Source organism: Bacteroides sp. DH3716P, from assembly GCF_025914115.1.
Classification (GTDB): Bacteria; Bacteroidota; Bacteroidia; order Bacteroidales; family Bacteroidaceae; genus Bacteroides; species Bacteroides ovatus.
On sequence record NZ_CP083673.1, the window covers coordinates 663,139 to 681,438 of the forward strand.

Annotated in this window: 13 protein-coding genes; 10 read left to right on the plus strand and 3 right to left on the minus strand. The window is 41.4% G+C overall.

All coding sequences use genetic code 11. The annotated features are described in order from the left end of the window. Positions 1 to 44 precede the first annotated feature (44 nt). The 5 genes from KQP79_RS02210 to KQP79_RS02230 all read left to right on the plus strand — a co-directional run bounded on the left by KQP79_RS02210 (position 45) and on the right by KQP79_RS02230 (position 10,431). Positions 45 to 4,475 (plus strand): two-component regulator propeller domain-containing protein, encoded by a 4,431-nt coding sequence (locus KQP79_RS02210; RefSeq protein ID WP_004309752.1) that lies wholly within the window; start codon positions 45 to 47, stop codon positions 4,473 to 4,475. A 58-nt stretch (positions 4,476 to 4,533) separates the two neighbouring features. Continuing rightward, the gene (locus tag KQP79_RS02215) at positions 4,534 to 6,216 is read left to right on the plus strand and encodes a hypothetical protein (protein WP_061448352.1); all 1,683 of its coding nucleotides are present in this window, start codon (positions 4,534 to 4,536) and stop codon (positions 6,214 to 6,216) included. Positions 6,217 to 6,246: 30 nt separating this feature from the next. Continuing rightward, positions 6,247 to 9,369 (plus strand): DUF6298 domain-containing protein, encoded by a 3,123-nt coding sequence (locus KQP79_RS02220; RefSeq protein WP_061448353.1) that lies wholly within the window; start codon positions 6,247 to 6,249, stop codon positions 9,367 to 9,369. Positions 9,370 to 9,545: 176 nt separating this feature from the next. Beyond that, positions 9,546 to 10,097, plus strand: a complete 552-nt coding sequence (locus KQP79_RS02225) for an RNA polymerase sigma factor (protein WP_004296026.1) — start codon at positions 9,546 to 9,548, stop codon at positions 10,095 to 10,097. Between the two features lie 82 nt (positions 10,098 to 10,179). Then, positions 10,180 to 10,431, plus strand: a complete 252-nt coding sequence (locus KQP79_RS02230; protein ID WP_004309749.1) for a hypothetical protein — start codon at positions 10,180 to 10,182, stop codon at positions 10,429 to 10,431. 118 nt (positions 10,432 to 10,549) lie between these two features. Here KQP79_RS02230 and KQP79_RS02235 read toward each other — a convergent pair whose 3' ends face one another. Next, positions 10,550 to 11,803: an MFS transporter gene (locus KQP79_RS02235; RefSeq protein ID WP_008640300.1), complete on the minus strand. Its 1,254-nt coding sequence runs from the start codon at positions 11,801 to 11,803 to the stop codon at positions 10,550 to 10,552. Between the two features lie 77 nt (positions 11,804 to 11,880). On the opposite strand from KQP79_RS02235, the gene KQP79_RS02240 reads away from it, so the two are divergent. Genes KQP79_RS02240 through KQP79_RS02250 form a run of 3 tightly spaced genes read left to right on the plus strand, consistent with a single transcriptional unit; the run spans position 11,881 to position 13,875 of the window. Next, entirely contained in the window at positions 11,881 to 12,648 is a 768-nt protein-coding gene (locus KQP79_RS02240) for a threonine/serine exporter family protein (RefSeq protein ID WP_004296023.1), read from the plus strand. Position 12,649: 1 nt separating this feature from the next. After that, positions 12,650 to 13,135, plus strand: a complete 486-nt coding sequence (locus KQP79_RS02245) for a threonine/serine exporter family protein (RefSeq protein ID WP_004309747.1) — start codon at positions 12,650 to 12,652, stop codon at positions 13,133 to 13,135. Between the two features lie 11 nt (positions 13,136 to 13,146). Then, entirely contained in the window at positions 13,147 to 13,875 is a 729-nt protein-coding gene (locus KQP79_RS02250; protein WP_004309746.1) for a DUF6064 family protein, read from the plus strand. A 149-nt stretch (positions 13,876 to 14,024) separates the two neighbouring features. Here the strand turns inward: KQP79_RS02250 and KQP79_RS02255 are convergent, their stop codons facing one another. Beyond that, positions 14,025 to 14,834: an SDR family oxidoreductase gene (locus KQP79_RS02255; RefSeq protein ID WP_004309745.1), complete on the minus strand. Its 810-nt coding sequence runs from the start codon at positions 14,832 to 14,834 to the stop codon at positions 14,025 to 14,027. A 217-nt stretch (positions 14,835 to 15,051) separates the two neighbouring features. On the opposite strand from KQP79_RS02255, the gene KQP79_RS02260 reads away from it, so the two are divergent. Further along, complete coding sequence (locus KQP79_RS02260) at positions 15,052 to 15,963, plus strand: hypothetical protein (protein WP_004309743.1); 912 nt, start codon at positions 15,052 to 15,054, stop codon at positions 15,961 to 15,963. Positions 15,964 to 16,047: 84 nt separating this feature from the next. Here the strand turns inward: KQP79_RS02260 and KQP79_RS02265 are convergent, their stop codons facing one another. Beyond that, positions 16,048 to 16,668: an HAD family hydrolase gene (locus KQP79_RS02265; RefSeq protein WP_004306105.1), complete on the minus strand. Its 621-nt coding sequence runs from the start codon at positions 16,666 to 16,668 to the stop codon at positions 16,048 to 16,050. Between the two features lie 252 nt (positions 16,669 to 16,920). On the opposite strand from KQP79_RS02265, the gene KQP79_RS02270 reads away from it, so the two are divergent. After that, complete coding sequence (locus KQP79_RS02270; protein WP_004309742.1) at positions 16,921 to 18,036, plus strand: tetratricopeptide repeat protein; 1,116 nt, start codon at positions 16,921 to 16,923, stop codon at positions 18,034 to 18,036. The last annotated feature ends 264 nt before the right edge of the window (positions 18,037 to 18,300 follow it).

Here is an 18,300-nt window from a genome sequence, read left to right on the forward strand (position 1 = left end):
AAAAGACTATCTTTGAGTACGTTTAATTCCAATTATAGCCATCAATGAGAAAACGGAATATTCTAATACTATTACTATCCATGATAGGCATGTATGCTTTTGCCTATCCAAATATGATTGTAGAACACTACACGGCTGAACGTGGTTTGCCTAATAATATCGTAAACTGTACATTAAAAGGACAAGACGGATTTATCTGGTTTGGTACCTGGTATGGACTATGTAGCTTTGACGGAAGTAAATTCCGTTCCTACGATAATCATGACGGCTTTTATTCCACAGATATTCCGCCGCGTAAAATTCAGCGTATCGTAGAAGATAAGAATGGTTTTCTGTGGATTAAAACTATCGACCGTAAACTCTATCTGTTCGATAAACGGCATGAGAGCTTTCATGCCGTCTACGACGATGTGAAAGAATATTCCGAAAACATTCAGATTATCAAGATTCAGACGACCGAAGACGGCGACGTATTGTTGCTGACAAAAGATAAAAGCCTTTTGCGTGCGTACACCGACAAGGAAGGTAAAATAACGATGAAACAATTGCATGATTCGCGTCCTAACGTGAACGTGTACGACATGCGTCTGAAACACAACATATTCTGCGAAACAGCCGAATTTATCAATTGGATCGGTATGGATTATCAGATTCTGTCCCTACGGAAAGGGGAAGCGCTGAAAGACAAACCTGCCGACTTTATACAGAAAAAGGTATCTGCTAACCCGGATCAGTTTACTTGTGCCTCCTATAATTCTAAATTCTTATGGTTGGGAGACAAGAAAGGGCATATTTATAGCATTGATCCGCAAAACGGAGTTGTCAACCGTTACGAGATACCGGAAATTAAACAGCCGGTTTCTAATTTGCTGGTAACGGAATCCGGTCTGATGTACATTACCACTAACGAAGGAGCATACGAGTATAATATCGGCTACAAGCAGTTGACCAAGCTCCCCTTTACCATCCCCGAAAAGGACAATGGAATTATATTCTATGATAAATATGATAAGGTATGGTTTCAGGAGGGTAACCAGGCATTGACCTATTATGATCCCCTGAACAGGAGCCATCACCGCTTTACATTCCCCAATCAGAACGCAATCGGCAATTTTGAAATGCAGGATGCCGGCGAACAGGGCATGTTCTTTATGACTCCGGGAGGAGAAATTCTTCTATTCGACAGGGAGAAACTGGAAATGACCCGTATCAACCAATTGAAGCCTTTCTCCGACGATCTTCCCAATCAGCTTTTCTTCCATCTTCTGCTGGATAAAGATGGCATCCTTTGGCTGGCATCTACAAGCAGCGGAGTATACCGGCTTAATTTCCCCAAGAAGCAATTCCAACTGCTGACAGAAGTTTCTCCATCTCCGGTAGTGCCCGAAAGATCGACTTCCTGGAACCAGGGAATACGTGCTCTCTTCCAGGCGCAAAATGGGGATATTTGGGTAGGAACCCGCTGGCAAGCTCTGTATCGCCTGGATCGTAACGGACAAGTGAAACAAATCTTCTCGGATAAGAACTATCTGTTAGGAGCCGTATATCATATTATGGAAGACAAAGACGGTAATCTTTGGTTTTCCACCAAGGGAAACGGGCTTGTTAAAGCCGAACCGGACATGAATTCACCGCACGGGTTGCGTTTTACCCGTTATATCAATGACCCCAAGAATCCGAATTCTATCAGTAACAACGATGTGTACTTTACCTATCAGGACAGCCAGGGACGCATTTGGGTAGGATTACTGGGAGGAGGTCTGAATCTAATTTCCGAAGAGAACGGAGCAATTACCTTTATACATAAATACAATGGCTTGAAACAATATCCTGCATACGGTCTTTATATGGAGGTACGTACCATGACGGAAGATGAAGACGGACGTATTTGGGTAGGAACAATGGATGGCCTGATGTCTTTCGACGGACATTTCACTACCCCCGAACAGATCCAGTTTGAAACGTACCGCCAAGTCAGCGAAAATTCAAACGTAGCGGATAACGATATTTATGTACTCTACAAAGATACTGATTCGCAAATCTGGGTAAGTGTATTCGGAGGCGGTTTGAATAAATTAGTCCGCTATGATAAAGAAAAGCGTGAACCGATCTTCAAATCATACGGCATACGCGAAGGAATGAATAATGATGTAGTCAAATCCATCGTAGAAGATAAAAACGGCAACTTGTGGTTTACAACGGAAATTGGCTTGTCCTGCTTCAATAAGGCTACCGAACAGTTTCGTAACTACGACAAATACGACGGTTTCCTGAACGTAGAACTGGAAGAGGGTAGTGCCCTCCGTACCTTGAATGGAGACTTGTGGATTGGTACCCGGCAGGGAATCCTGACATTCTCTCCCGACAAACTGGAAACATTGCATACGAACTACGATACACGTATTGTTGACTTTAAAGTTTCCAACCGCGATCTGCGTAGTTTCCGCGAATGTCCGATTCTGAAAGAATCCATCACATACGCCAAAGCAATCGAACTGAACTACAATCAATCCATGTTCACGATTGAATTTGCCGCATTGAATTTCTATAATCAGAACCGGGTATCTTATCGATATATACTTGAAGGATATGAAAAAGAATGGCATTATAACGGAAAGAACCGTATAGCTTCTTACACTAACGTACCTCCCGGCGACTATACATTCCGTGTAGAAACCGTAGATGAAGCCAATCCGGAGCTGGTTTCCAACTGTACACTGGCCATCACTATCCTTCCACCGTGGTGGTTGAGCTGGTGGGCAACCCTTATATATGTAATTCTAGGTTTGGCAGCTCTCTATTTCAGCCTGCGCCTGGCTTTCTTCATGCTCAAAATGAAGAATGATATTTATATCGAGCAGAAGGTATCGGAGATGAAAATCAAGTTCTTTACCAATATCTCCCATGAATTGCGCACTCCTTTGACATTGATAAAAGGTCCGATACAGGAACTAAGAGAACGCGAAAAGCTCTCTCCGAAAGGATTGCAATATGTGGATCTGATGGAGAAGAACACCAATCAAATGCTGCAATTAGTGAATCAGATCCTTGATTTCCGGAAGATTCAGAACGGCAAGATGCGTTTGCATGTGTCATTAATTGATTTTAATGAGATGATAGCTTCTTTCCAGAAAGAATTCCGGGTACTTTCCGAAGAAAACGAGATCAGTTTTACTTTCCAGTTGCCGGATGAACCGATTATGGTATGGGCGGACAAGGAAAAAATGAGCATTGTTATCCGCAACATCATATCCAACGCATTCAAATTCACTCATTCCGGAGGAAGTATTTATATAACTACCGGATTGACAGACGACGGTAAACGTTGTTATGTACGGGTGGAAGATAACGGAGTAGGTATTCCACAAAATAAACTGACCGAGATTTTCGAACGCTTCTCGCAAGGAGAGAACGCGAAAAACTCCTATTATCAGGGCACGGGTATCGGATTGGCACTTTCAAAAGAGATCGTCAATCTGCATCACGGACAGATTCGTGCCGAAAGTCCCGAAGGACAAGGAGCGGTGTTTATTGTAGAACTCCTGATGGATAAGGAACATTACCGTCCGTCAGAAGTAGACTTCTATGTGGGAGATACGGAGACAGCCCCTGTTTCGGTAGAACAAGATCCTGTTGCAAATGCCATATCCGAAGACGGTACGGAAGAAGAACCGGAAATCGACGCTTCATTACCGACCCTTCTGTTGGTGGAAGATAACAAAGACCTTTGCCAGTTGATAAAGCTTCAGCTGGAAGACAAGTTCAATATCCATATTGCTAATAACGGAGTGGAAGGTTTGAAGAAAGTACATCTGTATCATCCGGATATTGTGGTGACCGATCAGATGATGCCCGAAATGGATGGGCTTGAAATGTTGCAATCCATCCGCAAAGATTTCCAAATCAGTCATATCCCTGTCATTATCCTGACTGCGAAGAATGATGAAGGCGCCAAGACCAAAGCGATCACTTTAGGGGCGAACGCCTACATCACCAAACCTTTCAGTAAGGAATATCTGTTGGCACGTATCGACCAGTTGCTTGCCGAACGGAAACTGTTCCGTGAACGAATCCGTCAGCAAATGGAAAACCAGACGACGACCGAAGAAGACAGCTACGAACAATTTTTGGTAAAGAAAGACGTACAGTTCCTCGAAAAGATACATCAGGTCATTGAAGAAAATATGGACGACAGTGACTTTAACATTGACACCATAGCATCCGGTATCGGATTGAGCCGTTCGGCATTCTTCAAGAAACTGAAGAGTCTTACTGGCTTGGCACCCGTTGACCTGGTGAAAGAGATTCGTTTGAATAAATCTATCGAGCTGATTAAAAATACGGATTTAAGTGTTTCCGAAATTGCTTTTGCTGTCGGATTCAAGGATTCGGGATATTATAGTAAGTGTTTCCGGAAAAAATATAATCAGTCCCCTCGCGAATATATGAATGAATGGCGGAAAGGAGAGAGATAACCGATTACAAAATGCTTTCTTAATCGTCCTTTTAGAAACCTAATTAAGATTCGAAAGAATGAACAACATTAAGAAAGTATTATCAGCGTGGATGCTGGTTGCCTGTGTACTACCTGTGGCAGCCCAGTATCCTGTAATTCCGGACTCGGTAAAAGCAAGAGGAGCAAAACAAGAAGCGGAGTTTGAACGGAAATCGGATGCGGCATGGGAAAAAGCTTTGCCGACAGTGTTAGAAGAAGCAAAGAAAGGTCGTCCCTATAAGCCTTGGGCCTCCAAACCCGAAGATTTGATAAAAAGTAATATCCCGGCTTTCCCCGGCGCGGAAGGCGGAGGTATGTATACTCCCGGTGGTCGTGGCGGTAAAGTGATCGTAGTCACTTCGCTGGAAGATTCCGGTCCCGGAACATTACGCGAAGCCTGCGAAACGGGAGGTGCACGTATTATTGTATTCAATGTAGCGGGAGTGATTCGGTTGAAAAGCCCGATTAGCGTACGTGCCCCTTATGTAACGATTGCCGGACAAACAGCTCCCGGAGATGGTATCTGCGTCACCGGACAATCTTTCCTGATCGATACACACGATGTCGTGATTCGCCACATGCGCTTCCGCCGCGGTGCGCAGGACGTAGCTTTCCGTGATGATGCAGTAGGAGGGAATGCGGTTGGAAATATCATGATTGACCATTGCTCCGCCAGTTGGGGATTGGATGAAAACATGTCTATCTACCGTCATGTATACAACAGAGGGGCAGACGGACACGGGCTGAAACTTCCGACAGTAAACATTACCATCCAGAATTCTATTTTCTCTGAAGCATTGGATACCTACAATCATGCTTTCGGTGCAACCATCGGTGGGCATAACAGTATGTTCTGTCGTAATCTCTTTGCTTCCAACATCAGCCGGAATAGTTCGGTAGGTATGGACGGCGACTTTAACTTCGTCAATAATGTTGTTTTCAACTGGTGGAACCGTTCCGTAGACGGAGGCGATCACAACAGTTTCTACAATATGATAAACAACTACTTCAAACCCGGTCCGATCACTCCGATAGGTAAACCGATTTCTTATCGTATTCTCAAACCGGAAGCAGGACGTGACAAAAACAGGCCGCTTTCATTCGGAAAAGCATACGTAAATGGAAATATTATCCATGGCAATGCCAAAGTTACAAAAGATAACTGGGACGGAGGCGTACAACTTAAAGAAGAGGTGGACGCCACAAAGTTCTTGCCGCTAATTAAATCGGACGAGGCTTTCAAAATGCCATCGGTAACTGTAATGGATACCAAAAAAGCTTATACCTTTGTATTAGATAATGTAGGAGCTAATTTTCCGAAACGTGACGCAGTAGATGCACGTGTCATTAAAACCGTACAAACAGGAAAGGCCATTTATGCGAAAGATGCACCGGAGTTTGTCTCTCCTTACGTGAAGAGACGGTTACCGGCTGATTCTTACAAGCAAGGTATCATCACAGATATTCGTCAGGTAGGCGGACTGCCCGAATATAAAGGTAAAGCGGTAGTAGACTCGGACGGCGACGGTATGCCGGATGCTTGGGAAATAGCTAACGGATTGAATCCGAATGACCCGACCGACGCCAACATGGACTGCAACGGTGACGGATATACCAATATTGAAAAATACATCAATGGTATAGACACCAGAAAGAAAGTGGACTGGACAGACTTGAAGAACAATTACGATACATTGTCTAAACGGAAAAGTCTGTTGTAACCGGATGAAAAGAGATTAAAGTTTATTGTAATGAATATACAAGTAAGAACGATCCTTTTAGGATTATTGAGCATTGGGTTTGTGCAAAGTTATGCGCAAACCTTTGCTTTACAGGTTAAGAATGACCAGATCACTTACCTGAATGATGATCGGGGAAACCGGATTCTCGATTTCTCTACATGCGGATATAAATCCTCCGAACAGGATATTCCTTCTGTCCGTAATGTGGTGTTTGTACCCTGGAAAGCCGGAGATAATACTGCGCGTATTCAACGTGCCATTGATTATGTAGCTTCGCTGACTCCTGACGCTTCCGGTTTTCGGGGAGCCGTATTACTCGATCAGGGAGAATTTTCCCTGTCCGGCAGTATTCGTATCTCCGCATCCGGAATTGTATTGCGGGGTACGGATAAAGAAAAAACAATACTGCTGAAAAAAGGCGTAGACAGAGGTGCGCTTATCTACATGGAAGGAATGGACGACCTGAATGTGCAAGACACATTGAAGGTGCTTTCCCACTATGTTCCGGTAAACGCGAGAACATTGGAAGTTGCTTCGGGTGTTTCTCTGAAAAAAGGAGATCGCGTCATGGTTACCCGTCCTTCCGGCAAAGAATGGATTGCCTCTTTGGGTTGTGATATTTTTGGAGGAGGTATCAGTGCTTTGGGATGGAAAGAAGGTGACATGGATCTGACTTGGGACAGAACAGTCTGCGAAGTAAACGGCAACCAGGTAACACTGGATGCTCCGCTGACCGTAGCTTTGGATGCCAACTATGGAACTTCTTCCCTGTTGACTTATCAATGGAACGGACGTATTCACGATTGTGGCGTAGAAAATATGACACTGATTTCTGATTACGACAAACGTTATCCTAAAGACGAGGATCATTGCTGGACAGGTATCTCCATTGAAGATGCGGAAAACTGTTGGGTGAGACTGGTTAACTTCAAGCATTTTGCAGGAAGTGCTGTAATTGTTCAGCGTACAGGTTCCAAAATTACCGTTGAAGACTGTATCTCGAAAGAACCCGTTTCAGAAATCGGAGGGATGCGTCGTTGCACTTTCCATACGTTGGGACAACAAACTTTATTTCAACGCTGCTATTCGGAACAGGGTATTCATGACTTTGCTGCCGGATATTGTGCAGCCGGTCCCAATGCTTTTGTACAATGTGATTCGTATGAATCTTTGGGATTCAGCGGTTCTATTGATGCCTGGGCATGCGGACTGTTGTTTGACGTAGTAAATATCGACGGTCATAACCTGACTTTCAAGAATTTGGGACAAGATAAAAACGGAGCTGGTTGGAATACGGCAAACAGCTTGTTTTGGCAATGTACCGCAGCGGAAATCGAATGTTATGCCCCGGCAAAAGATGCGATGAACCGTGCATACGGTTGTTGGGCACAATTCTCCGGTGACGGTGAATGGGCACAGTCCAACAATCATGTACAACCTCGTAGTATTTTTTATGCTCAATTGGGAGAACGATTGAACAAAGAATGTGCAGAACGTGCACGTATTCTGCCCAGAAATACAAGTGCAACCAGTAGTCCTACAGTGGAAGTAGCTATGGAACTCGCTAAAGAAGCATATAAACCACGATTGACGTTGGAACATTGGATCGGCGATAACAAGTTTGCTCCTTCGGTGGCATCAGCCGGAGTAAAATCAATCGATGATATTAAAGAGAAAAAGAGCACTGCACTTGCAAATTCTTCTTCTTTTTCTGCTGCTAAATTATTAACCCAACCGGAAGTAACTGTAACCAATGGACGTATTCAGATGGACGGAGCTCTATTGGTTGGAGGTAGTCATACCACCCCTTGGTGGAACGGAAAGCTCAAAACCAATTATCTGAAAAAGGCAAGTCCGGCCATCACCCGCTTTGTGCCGGGACGAGAGGGATTGGGATTAACCGACCGCATTGATTCTGTAGTCGACTTTATGAAACAGAAAAACATTCTTGTTTTCGATCAGAATTACGGTCTTTGGTATGATCGTCGCCGGGATGACCACGAACGGGTTCGCCGTCGGGATGGTGATGTATGGGGACCTTTCTATGAACAGCCATTCGGTCGTAGCGGTCAGGGAACAGCATGGGAAGGATTGAGCAAATATGATTTGAAACGCCCTAATGCATGGTACTGGAGCCGCTTAAAAGAATTTGCAGAAAAAGGAAATAAGGACGGACTGCTGTTGTTCCATGAAAACTATTTCCAGCACAATATATTGGAAGCCGGTGCGCATTGGGTAGATTCTCCATGGAGAAGCAGCAATAACATCAATCAGACCGGATTTCCTGAACCTGCTCCATTTGCCGGAGACAAACGAATCTTTGTGGCGGATATGTTCTATGATATCAGTCATCCTGTCCGTCGTGAACTGCACAGACAATATATCCGCCAATGCCTGAATAACTTCGCGGACAATTCGAATGTTATTCAGTTGACAAGTGCCGAATTTACAGGCCCGTTGCACTTCGTACAATTTTGGTTGGACGTGATAGCTGAATGGGAAACTGAAACCGGGAAGAAAGCGAAAGTGGCATTGAGTACAACGAAAGACGTACAGGATGCAATCCTTGCAGATCCTAAACGCGCTGCCGTAGTAGATATTATTGATATCCGGTACTGGCATTATAAAACAGATGGAATCTTTGCGCCAGAAGGCGGAAAAAATATGGCGCCACGTCAGCACATGCGTAAGATGAAAGTGGGAAAGGTGACTTTCACAGAAGCATATAAAGCTGTCAATGAGTATCGTCAGAAATTTCCTCAAAAGGCAGTGACATTCTACGCACAGAATTATCCGGCTATGGGATGGGCTGTATTCATGGCAGGAGGTTCATGTCCTGTAATTCCGTGCACAGATAAAGCGTTCCTGAAGGATGCAGCAGCCATGGAAGTGGAAGAAACAAATACGGATGAGTACAAGAAAATGGTAAAATCTGATATTGGAAGTATCATTTATTCCAAGTCCGGAACAGAAATTCCTGTTCAATTATCGTCCGGAAAGTATGTATTAAAGTACATTCATCCTGCTTCCGGAAAGATTGAAACGATAAATAAATCACTGAAAATAAATGGCTTATACAATCTAAAGGTGCCAGATAAGAAAGAAGGCATTTATTGGTTCCATAAGTTATAAAGCAAAGAATCCCGTTGAAGACCATTCAGCGGGATTTTTGCTTTTTATTGGTAATTTCTAGTAAAAGAGTGTTATAAAACATGATACTTGTTTTTTCAATCCACAAACCAGATTTTACCCAAAGTTGCGGTCGATACTGCTTAGTTTTGCAACATCAAATCAATCGAATTAATGCTATGATGGAACAGACTAATCATTCAACCGACACTTTGCTCGCTTCTTTTCAAGCGGGAAACATGGCAGCTTTTTCACAGCTGTATAACTTGCACATCAATGTCCTTTTTAATTACGGATTGAAGTTGACCATTGATAAAGAGTTACTGAAAGATTGTATTCATGACATCTTCGTGAAACTCTATACAAAGAAAGATGAATTAGGAACAATCGATAATTTGAGATCTTATTTATTCATCTCCTTAAAGAATAAGTTGTGTGATGAACTTCGCAGACGTATGTATATGTCTGATACGGCAGTAGAAGAAGTTAGCATATCCACTCCTACAGATGTAGAAGATGATTATATGGAAGAAGAGCAACGCAAAAATGAATTTTCATTGGTTAGACGTCTGCTGGATCAATTATCTCCCCGCCAACGCGAAGCGCTTACATTATATTATATAGAAGAAAAGAAATACGAGGATATCTGCGAGATTATGAATATGAATTATCAGTCTGTACGCAACTTGATGCATCGCGGATTGACAAAGTTGCGTAGTCTGGCAAGTTAATTTTAGTAAAAAGGTAAATGGGTTGAGTACATAGACAGGATAACGCCGTCCTACTTATGTAAACGCTTAAAAAGGATGCGATATGTGCTCAAAGGTAATGGATTTTTTGACGGATGATGATTTTATCAACTATGTGCTGGGTGTAACTCCGCAATCAGCTTCCCAATGGGAAACTTATTTCAGAGAGCACCCGGAAGAGATGGCAGATGCAGAAGAAGCTAAAGCTGTATTATTGGCTCCGGCAAATGTAGACTGTGGCTTCTCAATAGTTGAAAATAACGAATTGAAAGATAGGATTATTAGTAGTATAAAAGATTTTTCGGGTATTTTGTAGATAGGTTAGTATAGTTAAGATAAAGTAGTTAGGTTAGTTAAGGCATTAAAAGATTGACGCAGTCTTTCACAGGAAGTTTAATTTTAAACACTGTGAAAGGCTGCGTTTTTTATTTGTTCTATTCAGGTTTATCGCTAGATTCCTGAATATTGAAAGCACTACTGAAACTGACAATTAATACGATGCATCCGCCCAATATACCGATAAGCATATAAGCGATACGGATATCGAACGCCTGCGAGATGGCACCGATAAGCAGGGGAGCAATCAACGAACCTATAAAACTGATACTTGACAGAATGGTAAGTGCAATACTGACCGGTGTTTTTGATTTGGCTCCCACGAAGCTGTACAAAGTAGGCACAATGCAGGATATTCCCAAGCCGACCAGCATGAAACCCAAAGAATTGATAATTACTTTCATGGCCATAGATTCGAAAACTCCTCCTAACAGGGCAGAAACAAAAAAGCCGATACAGATAAAGCTGCCCGCCAGTTGCAGGACTTTCTTCTTTCCCCAAAGCTGATAAGCATAGTTAGTCAAGAAACGGCCCGTTGCCATCATAATCATAAATACAAGAAAACCGATTTGCAATGATTTAGGTACATGAACCACTGATTCGAAATAAACGGCACTCCAGTCGAACATCGCACTTTCTACAATCAGTGCGAACAGTCCGACAAGTCCTAACTGCAAAAGCAACATTTCTGGTTTTTGAAATAACAGGCGAAAACCATTGGGAGCTTTGGCTGTATTTCTTTCCTGCGTCTTTGTATCAGAAACTTCCGTTTCCTGCGGTGCGCTCTCCTGCAAATATTTCCGCCCGGAAAGTGCAATTATAAGGATGATGATAAATATCAGTGTATAATGCCAGATGGGGGAGACTCCTGCCAAAATCATTACGAAGCCGATAAGTGCTCCTGCACATGCCCCCAGACTCCATCCTCCATGAAAAGTGGCCATAATGGTTTTACCATAGATACGTTCCACCTCAATGCCTTGTGTATTGAATGATATATCGCACAAATTCCAGCACACACCGAAGCAAAAGAGCAGAAAGCCTAATAGATAGACCTCATGGGCCAGCCCAATGCAAAGCAGAGATGAAGCGTATCCCAAGATACTGACCTGTACCATGCTCCGGCTTCCTAACTTTGAAACAAGATAACCAGCCAAGGGGATCGCAACAAATTTTCCGACAGGGATCATAAATAAAATCAGTCCCCAGTAGAAAGCATAATTTGCGGCAAAAACGTCTTTGAAATCAGGGATTCGGCTGGCCCAACTTGCCATACAAAGTCCTTGAGCGAAGAAAAAAGTCAATATGGCAAAGCGTATTCTCTCTTTTGGATGCGTAAATTGGTTATTCATGCATTTTTTATTTTTAATCGCGGCAAAGGTATCTATTTTTTTTGTACTTTTGCGCCCGATTTAAAAATATCATATTCATGAAGACAGGCGAATCTTTATTATCCATAGGTAAATTTATTGCAGAATATTCAGCCCATTTAATGGGAGCCGGAGTACACACCTCGCGGGTAGTACGTAACACAAAGCGTATTGGAGAGGCTTTCGGACTAGATGTCAAATTAAGCGTATTTCATAGAAACATCATTCTGACTATTATAGACAAAGAAACAAACGAGGCTTGTAACGAGGTTATAGACATTCCTGCACACCCGATCAGTTTTGAACATAATTCAGAGTTAAGCGCATTAAGCTGGGAAGCAGTAGACAATCATTTGTCATTGGAAGAATTGAAAGACAAATACAAGAAGATTATTTCTGCTCCGCGGATACATCCGCTTTTCGTTTTACTACTGGTAGGATTTGCCAATGCGTCTTTCTGCAAATTGTTCGGCGGTGATTTAATTTCGATGGGAATTGTGTTCTCGGCTACCATTACAGGATTCTACCTGAAACAACAAATGCAGGCGAAAAAGATCAATCATTATGTTGTATTTATAGTCTCGGCTTTTGTTGCTTCCCTGTGTGCTTCCACCGCGCTGATTTTCGACACAACTTCGGAGATTGCCATGGCAACCAGCGTGCTTTATCTTGTGCCTGGGGTGCCTTTGATTAATGGCGTGATTGATGTGGTAGAGGGATATGTATTAACAGGATTTGCCCGTCTGACAGAGGCTTCTTTGTTGATTGTCAGCATCGCTATCGGACTTTCCTTCACATTATTAATGGTAAAAAACAGTTTAATTTGATATGATAGCACTTGACATTCTTACGGATGGATTTTTTGCAGCAATAGCAGGTATAGGATTTGGTGCGATTTCCGATCCTCCTTTGCGTGCATTCAAAATGATTGCCATACTGGCAGCACTGGGACACGCCTGTCGTTTTTGTTTGATGACCTATTTAGGCGTGGATATTGCCACAGGTTCGTTGTTTGCCGGATTAGTCATCGGCTTCGGTAGTTTGTGGTTAGGGAAAAAAGTATATTGCCCGATGACGGTATTGTACATTCCGGCGTTACTTCCCATGATTCCGGGAAAGTTTGCATACAACATGGTATTTTCACTTATCATGTGTCTGCAAAATGTGAATGATCCGGATAAGCTGGACAAGTTTATGTCGATGTTCTTCTCTAATACTCTGATAGCAAGCACAGTGATTTTCATGTTGGCGGTAGGAGCTACGTTCCCGATGTTCCTGTTCCCACATAGAGCCTTTTCATTAACAAGACACTAAAACGAACTTTTATGGAGATTTTTTGGAGAACAATTGCATATTATAATTCAGCTACTTGGCTGTTACAGATAGTTATCATTCTGATTGGTATTGCATTGACCGGATTGCTTATCGGCAGACCACGTCCGTGGGTGAAAATGGCGATGAAGTTCTATATGATAGGTCTGTATACGTGGATTTCTCTGGTCTACTATTATATCTACTGTGAAGAGCGTAGCTATAATGGGGTGATGGCTATGTTTTGGGGTGTGATGGCTATCATTTGGATATGGGATACGATTACGGGATATACTACCTTCGAACGTACCCACAAATATGATCTACTGTCTTATGTCCTGTTGGCAATGCCTTTTATATATCCTTTGGTTTCATTGGCACGCGGACTTTCATTCCCGGAAATGACTTCTCCGGTCATGCCTTGTTCGGTAGTTGTGTTTACCATCGGATTGTTATTGCTGTTTGCGCAAAAGGTCAATATGTTTTTGGTATTGTTCCTTTGCCACTGGTCGCTGATCGGATTATCCAAAACTTATTTCTTTCAGATTCCGGAAGATTTCTTGTTGGCAAGTGCCACGATCCCCGGCCTGTATCTTTTCTTTAGGGAGTATTTCCTGAATAATCTGCATGCCGACACCAAGCCGAAAGCAAAATATATCAATTGGCTGTTGATAAGCGTTTGCGTCGGACTGGCCGTGTTGCTGACTACTACCATGTTTTTGGAATTGGTTCCGAAAGGTTAATCCGGAAACATAGAAGATATTCAAATCAAAAAAGAGGCCGTTCAAAAAAGCCTTGATTTTACAAAATCGTCCTTACTACGATAGGTTGTAGTAAGGACGATTTTTCTTTTAGAAACTTTGGGAACAGTTTCTTTTATATATCGTATCGTTTACTTAATTGCGTAGAATATCCGTAAGGCACACTGCATCACTGCATCAGGCAACCATTTTTTGCTCTTCGCAAACAACACCTGTATCCATGGACCTACTTTCGTCCGAAAAGGAGGATTGGTACGTTCCACTATCTTACAGATGGCAGCACCCAACTTCTGCGGATGGCATCCATTACGTTCCTCTTTTTCTATAATCTCCAATGATTTCAGAAAACTTTCTCCGTAATCAGCATCCAGTCTTGTCTGTTCGGAGATATTCCGGTTATCAGTAAATCCGGTGTTGAAATCTCCCGGTTCTACTACACAAACCTTTATATGGAACGGATGAACCTCTAAAGCCAATGCTTCGCTATATCCCTCCACTGCAAATTTCGAAGCAGAATAAAATCCCTGATAGGGGATTCCCATTACACCACCGATAGAGCTGATATTGATAATCTTGCCCTTTCGCGCCTTTCTCATAGATGGCAAAACTGCTTTACACATATTCACTACACCGAAGAAGTTTGTATTCATTTGTATATTCACTTCTTCTTCAGTAGCAAGTTCTAATGCGCCGCCGATACCTATTCCGGCATTATTAATCAATACGTCAATCCGTCCCTGCTCCGATAGAATCCGCTCTACGGCCTGACAAACGGAAAAGGAATTGGTAACATCGACAACAAGCATCTTTACTTGATTCATGTCTTCGGAAGGTTTCCGGCTTGTTCCATAAACGATGTGCCCTCGTTCCGATAACATTTGAGCGGTAATCTTGCCGAATCCGGAAGATGCTCCGGTGATAAGTATGACTTGTGGTTGCATATTTCTTGTATTTCCAGCAAATATAAAGAGAATATCCGAATGTTTAGTTTCATAACATGCAATTCCTATATAGAAGCAATAAAAAAAGTGGAGGCATGCGCTGGTTAAAAGTAATTAAAATCAATTCAGATAAAGAGTGTATGATTGCAATATTCTCTTTTTTATTATTTCTTTTGTATATGTTTAAATCTAATAAATGCACAAACTAAAATTTTAGATGATGAAGAAATGTATTTTTACACTCTGTTTGATTATAGTTTCAGGATTTCTTTCAGCTCAATCTGTAGATCGTAAAATCCCCCTTAAAAAGGGAAAGAGTAGGCATTTGCATGCTAATCTCATCTTGCAAAATAAACTTCCAGTGAGGGGAATGATAGAATCCGGTGTCCCTATCTTGGTTATGGATAGCACCTTTGTATTTAATCATTTAGACGACTTAAACATTTCATTGGTTGAATCAAAAGCAACTTTGAATTTAGCGGGAAACAAGTATAAATGTACACATATAACCAATGATACAATTTTTGTAAATGGTCTATTTTATAAAGGCAAAACTGTCATTGCTAATATAGCTTCTAAAAAGATAGATATTATGTATCCCATTCATCTTTTTGGAGATCTAAACGATGCTAATAGCAAGATTATGGAACTAAATATTTCATCTAAATACATGATGCCACTAACCCGACAAGAATTGGAACTGAAAAAAAGTAAATATAAGAAATACCCCATGAGGAATGATGGATATGGAAATATGTATGCAATCGATTCTGAATTAAAAGTAGCTTCCAATTCTAAATATTATTACTCTCTCGAGGGAGATTTTCTATTAGACCTAGGAAACGCTTCATTTCTATTTCTCTTGGAACAACACCCTGCCTATAAAGAGTTTATCGATAATTCTAATATAGAACTTCGGCAAGGGAACGATAGTCAGGGAAGAAAGATGCCAGTGAAGGCATTTCTAGCAAAAAAATGCTATATGGCTGATGTGCCTTTTTATGATGTAACTATAGCAATAACCCCACAACTTCCCAAGTTTACTACAGTCGGGGTTTTAGGATTGAAGTTTTTTGAAGAATTTAATGTAATATTTGATTTTGGCGAAAAGATTCTCTACCTGAAATAAAATAGAGAGAAAATCAGTATATATGATAGTAGCATGAGTATGATACTATCATATATACACTATAAAAATTAGTAATCAATATGATTATTTCTCTAAGATAGCAGTCATTTTCTCCCGCCAATCTTCACCATTCTTCGGCTGGAACGTTTCAAATCCCAGTTCTTTGCCGATTTGGATATTAGAGGCGCCGTCATCTACAAATAAAGTTTCAGAAGGAATAATATTGCAATCGTTCACCATATAATCAAATATTTCGGGTGCAGGTTTTGTGTGACCGACCTGATAAGACAAATATAGTTTGTCACAATAATCATTCAACGGCTTTTTCTTCGATGAGAAATCGGGGCTGCATGCCCACGACATAACAAAAGGATTGGTATTACTTAAAATATACACATGATAGGACTTTCTCAATTCCAATATATAATCGAGTTTATTTAGATTTACTTCGTTGAAAAAGCCCAGCCATGCCTGTTTGGTTTCCTCCATCGTCAATGGACGGCCACATAAATCCCCCAGCTGTTTCCGAAACTCATCCGCACTTAACTTACCTTCTTCCAGTTCTTGAAAGATGCCGGTCTGGTGATATTTATCCAGCCGGGTATCAGCATCTGCCAGTCCCAGTTTGATAAATGCCTGAACCGCTTTGTCACGATCAATATCTACAATCACTCCTCCAAAATCAAATACAATGTTTTTAATCATGATATATAATTTTCTTGTTTGCTACAAAGATACGGCTTATCTTCTTAATTAATAGCCCGCATCGGCTTGATATTTGTCAAAAAACATAGTGACGCTATCCTGTCAGGATAGTGACGCCATTTAGCAAGGATAGTGTCACTATAAGAACAGGATAGCGTCACTATATTTTGTGTAACTTATAGAAGCATAAATGCCGATTATTTTTTATATTTGCAAATCCAATCAATCCTTTGCAAAGACAAAAATAGAGTTATGAATAATCTTCGAATTTTATTGTATATGATGCTCCTTTCACTAGCTGCCTGCCATCCGGAAGGAACAAGCGTGAAGCAAGGGCTGGACAAGGCTGCGCAACTGATGGAGCAGGACCCTGATACAGCATCCATTATTCTTGAGACTATTCAGTCAAGCCAAATGAATGAAGCTCAACTGGCAGAGTATAATTTATTGTGTACCCAGCTCAACGAGGATAAAAACATTCCTCATTCCTCTGATAAGCAGATTAGGCAGGCGGCATCTTATTATGAGAAACACGGTGATGAATATCAAAAATCTAAAGCATATTATTATCTTGCTTGTGTAGAAAGTGATTTGGAACAGAAAGAGAATGCAGAGATCCACTTTAAGAAGGCAATCAAACTTGCCAAAGAAACAGAGGAATACGATCATCTGGCAAAAATATGCAAACGATGTAGTCTTTATTATCAGAAATATGGTAACTTTGATGAAGCACTGGAAATGGAAAGAAAGGCATACGCCAGTCAGTTGATATTAAATGATAACAAAAGTGATTCTTCGGTCATTCTGTCTTCTGCTTTAGGTATGTTTGGTGTGATGTCTTTGTTGCTTGGACTACTCTGGAAGAAAAACCGGCACGCACTTTCCCAACTGGATCTTTTCAAAGAGGAAATACTGAAGAAAGATGTCGAATCGGATAAGCTGATGTTGCGATGTAATCATCTCGAAGAGAAGTATCAGTCTCTTCAGTTACATATCTATGAAAGTTCTCCGGTTGTCTCAAAAGTACGGCAATTTAAGGAACGGAATGTTTTGTCTTCTAAAATCCCTTCTTTCTCCGAGAAAGACTGGACAGAGTTGCTGCGACTTCAAGAGAATGTCTATGGACTTGTTTCTAAATTGAAAGGGATAAGTCCAAAACTCACGGAAGAAGATTTAAGGGTATGTGCTTTTCTACGGGAAGGAGTTCAACCGGCTTATTTTGCTGATTTAATGAAACTGACTACAGAGACGCTGACCCGGAGAATCTCCAGAATAAAAACGGAGAAACTGATGTTGGCAAATTCTAAAGAGTCACTGGAAGATATTGTGAAATCATTGGGGGATCTTTCATTTTGTGCAAGAAATTAATTATTATCTGGTAATGATTCATTATCTCCTTACTACATTTAAGGCTTTTCGTTGCAGAGATTAATGTTTTTTGGTACAGAAATTAGTAATCTTTTATGCAGTCGGGTAGTTGTCCCGTTATAACGGGACGATGGGCATCCTATAGGGTGACAAATGTCACTTTATAAGGTGATATTTGTCATTCTGTAATATGATTATCTGTCTTTAGAAGAATGAAAGTCATTAAAGATACGAAATTAAATAGCAAAAAACAAGAGTGGCACT

What these genes read in the sequence shown, in the direction of transcription:
- KQP79_RS02210 (WP_004309752.1), top strand. Translation starts at nt 45, where the DNA reads ATGAGAAAACGGAATATTCTAATACTATTACTATCCATGATAGGCATG.
- KQP79_RS02215 (WP_061448352.1), top strand. Translation starts at nt 4,534, where the DNA reads ATGAACAACATTAAGAAAGTATTATCAGCGTGGATGCTGGTTGCCTGT.
- KQP79_RS02220 (WP_061448353.1), top strand. Translation starts at nt 6,247, where the DNA reads ATGAATATACAAGTAAGAACGATCCTTTTAGGATTATTGAGCATTGGG.
- KQP79_RS02225 (WP_004296026.1), top strand. Translation starts at nt 9,546, where the DNA reads ATGATGGAACAGACTAATCATTCAACCGACACTTTGCTCGCTTCTTTT.
- KQP79_RS02230 (WP_004309749.1), top strand. Translation starts at nt 10,180, where the DNA reads ATGTGCTCAAAGGTAATGGATTTTTTGACGGATGATGATTTTATCAAC.
- KQP79_RS02235 (WP_008640300.1), bottom strand. Translation starts at nt 11,803, where the DNA reads ATGAATAACCAATTTACGCATCCAAAAGAGAGAATACGCTTTGCCATA.
- KQP79_RS02240 (WP_004296023.1), top strand. Translation starts at nt 11,881, where the DNA reads ATGAAGACAGGCGAATCTTTATTATCCATAGGTAAATTTATTGCAGAA.
- KQP79_RS02245 (WP_004309747.1), top strand. Translation starts at nt 12,650, where the DNA reads ATGATAGCACTTGACATTCTTACGGATGGATTTTTTGCAGCAATAGCA.
- KQP79_RS02250 (WP_004309746.1), top strand. Translation starts at nt 13,147, where the DNA reads ATGGAGATTTTTTGGAGAACAATTGCATATTATAATTCAGCTACTTGG.
- KQP79_RS02255 (WP_004309745.1), bottom strand. Translation starts at nt 14,834, where the DNA reads ATGCAACCACAAGTCATACTTATCACCGGAGCATCTTCCGGATTCGGC.
- KQP79_RS02260 (WP_004309743.1), top strand. Translation starts at nt 15,052, where the DNA reads ATGATGAAGAAATGTATTTTTACACTCTGTTTGATTATAGTTTCAGGA.
- KQP79_RS02265 (WP_004306105.1), bottom strand. Translation starts at nt 16,668, where the DNA reads ATGATTAAAAACATTGTATTTGATTTTGGAGGAGTGATTGTAGATATT.
- KQP79_RS02270 (WP_004309742.1), top strand. Translation starts at nt 16,921, where the DNA reads ATGAATAATCTTCGAATTTTATTGTATATGATGCTCCTTTCACTAGCT.